Source organism: Streptomyces sp. CA2R106 (genome assembly GCF_037034245.1).
Taxonomy (GTDB): Bacteria; Actinomycetota; Actinomycetes; order Streptomycetales; family Streptomycetaceae; genus Actinacidiphila.
Genome location: NZ_JBAGKC010000103.1, coordinates 1 through 2,613, shown reverse-complemented (window position 1 = coordinate 2,613; position 2,613 = coordinate 1). Strand labels below are relative to the sequence as shown.

Annotated in this window: 1 protein-coding gene; it reads left to right on the top strand. The window is 74.9% G+C overall.

Features of this window, described 5'->3' with window-relative positions; all coding sequences use genetic code 11:
* Nucleotides 1-2,613: SDR family NAD(P)-dependent oxidoreductase (locus tag WA788_RS35190; RefSeq protein WP_335984498.1), on the top strand; the 2,613-nt coding region annotated here is incomplete at both ends.

Sequence of the window (2,613 nt, the reverse complement as noted above, 5' to 3'; positions counted from 1 at the left end):
CGGGTTGTCGTTGGAGGACGCGGCGCGGGTGGTGGCGCTGCGGTCGAAGCTGGTGCTGGAGCGGCTGGCCGGACTGGGCGGGATGGTGTCGGTGGGCCTGCCCGCCGAGGAGGTCGCCGCGCTGATCGCACCGTACGAGGGCCGGGTGTCCATCGCGGCGGTCAACAGCCCGCGCTCGGTGGTCGTCTCCGGTGAGGCCGAGCTGCTCGGGGAACTGGTCGAGCAGTGGCAGCACGCCGGGGTGCGGGCCCGCCGGGTGCCGGTGGACTACGCGTCGCACTCGGCGCAGGTCGGCATCATGGAGGACGAACTCCTCGACGTCCTGGCCCCGTTGGCGCCCCGCCCGGGCCGCGTTCCCTTCTACTCCACGGCGACCGGTGACTTCATCGGGACCGAGGGCCTGGACGGCGCCTACTGGTACGCGAACCTGCGCGGCCAGGTCGGATTCGAGTCCGCCGTCCGCGCCCTGGCCGGACAGGGCGCCGGCCGCTTCCTGGAGATGTCCCCGCACCCCGTGCTGGTCTCGGCCGTGACCGAGACGGTGCAGGAGGTCGAAGGCAGCGAACTGGTGCGTGTCGTCGGCTCGTTGCGCCGCGGCGAAGGCGGGCTCGGCCGGTTCGCGATGTCGCTGGCCGAGGCCCACGTGGCCGGCGCGACCGTGGACTGGGCCGCCTTCTACGCCGGGACCGGTGCCCAGCGGGTGGACCTGCCCGGCTACGCCTTCCAGCGGTCGCGGTACTGGCTGCCGGTGGCCGCCGGGGGCGGCGGCGACTTGACCGGGGCCGGGCTCGCGGCCTTCGGGCACCCGATGCTGTCGGCGGCCGTACGGGTCGGCGACCGCGACGAGTGGGTCCTCACCGGCCGCGTCTCGCCGGAGGCCCAGCCCTGGACACAGGACCACGCCGTGTTCGGCATGGTCATCGTCCCCGGCGTGGCCCTGGCCGAACTGGCACTGGCCGCCGGCCGCAAGGTGGACTGCCCGGTGGTCGAGGAACTCGTCCTCCAGGTCCCGCTGCTGCTCGCCGAGGACGAGGCACGCGACCTCCAGGTCACCGTCGGCGCCCCCGACGACGACGGGCGCCGCGACCTCGCGATCTACACCGCGCCGAGCGAGAAGGAGGGCCGGGAGCAGGCCCAGCCCATCTGCCACGCCCGCGGCACGCTGACCCCCGACGCCGGCCTGCCCGCCGACACGGACTGGGCGCGCGCCTGGCCGCCGCAGGACGCGGAACCCGTCGCGGTGGACGCCCTCTACGAGCGCCTCGCCGGCCTCGGCTACGACTACGGCCCCTCCTTCAAGGCCCTGCACACCGCCTGGGAGCAGGACGAGTACGTCTACGCCGAAGCCGCCCTCCCCGACGAGCACGTCTCCTCCGCCCGCCAGTACGGCATCCACCCGGGGCTGCTGGACTCCTCGCTCCACAGCGGGCTCTCCTGGCTCGACAAGGGTGGGGACCACGCCGCCCAACTGCCCTTCTCCTGGTCGGGCGTTCGGCTGGGCATACCCGGCAGCTCCCGGGTGCGGGTCCGCATCACCTCCACCGCCGACTCCACGCTGCGCGTCGACATCACCGACGAGCAGGGCGAACTCGTCATCAGCGCCGACCAGTTGGCGTTCCGGCCGGTGGACCGCAACCAGTTGGAAGGCGCGCGGCGGCCGGACACCGGAGCGCTCTACACCGTCGACTGGAGCCCCGTCGCACCGGCCGCGGACGCCGTCCGGCCGCAGGTGGCCGCACTCGGCGAACTCACCGGAGCAGGCGAGCAGTTCGCCGACCTGGCCGCACTGACCGCGGCGGTGGCCGCGGGAACCGCCGTGCCGGGCACGGTGGTCGCCGCGGTCCCGGACGACGCGGCAGGGTCCGTGCAGGCGGTGGCCGCGCGGACACTGGAGCTGGTGCAGGAGTGGCTGGCCGCCGACGCGCTGGCCGAGTCCCGCCTGGTGCTGGTCAGCCGGGGCGCGGTCTCGACGGCCGGTGAGGCGCCGGACGTGGCGGCCGCCGCCGCCTGGGGCCTGGTCCGCAGCGCGCAGTCGGAGCACCCCGGGCGCTTCGGCCTGCTGGACCTCGACCCGGCGGGCGAGATCGCCGGCGCGGCCCCGGACTGGGCCGCGCTGACCCTGCACGCCGACGAGCCGCAGGTGGCGGTGCGCGGCGGGCAGGTGCTGGCGCCGCGCCTGGCGAAGGCCACCGCGTCCACCACGCTGGGCGCCCTCACACCGGCGGCCGCGGACGGCGCGGTACTGGTCACCGGCGGCACCGGTGGCCTGGGCGCCCTGGTGGCACGCCACTTGGCGACCGAGGGCGGTGTCCGGCACCTGGTGCTGGTCTCCCGCAGCGGTCTGGGGGCCCCGGGCGCGGCAGACCTGGCGGCGGAGCTGGCGGACGCCGGCTGCCGGGTGGAGGTGATGGCCTGCGACGTGGCCGACCGGGAGCAACTGACCGAGCTGATCAGCTCGTTGGACGCCCCGCTCGTCGGCGTCGTACACGCGGCTGGCGTTTTGGACGACGGTCTGCTGGCGTCGATGACGTCGGAGCAGCTTGAGCGGGTGGTCCGGCCGAAGCTGGAATCGGCGCTGCTGCTCGATGAGTTGACCACCGGCATGGATGTGCG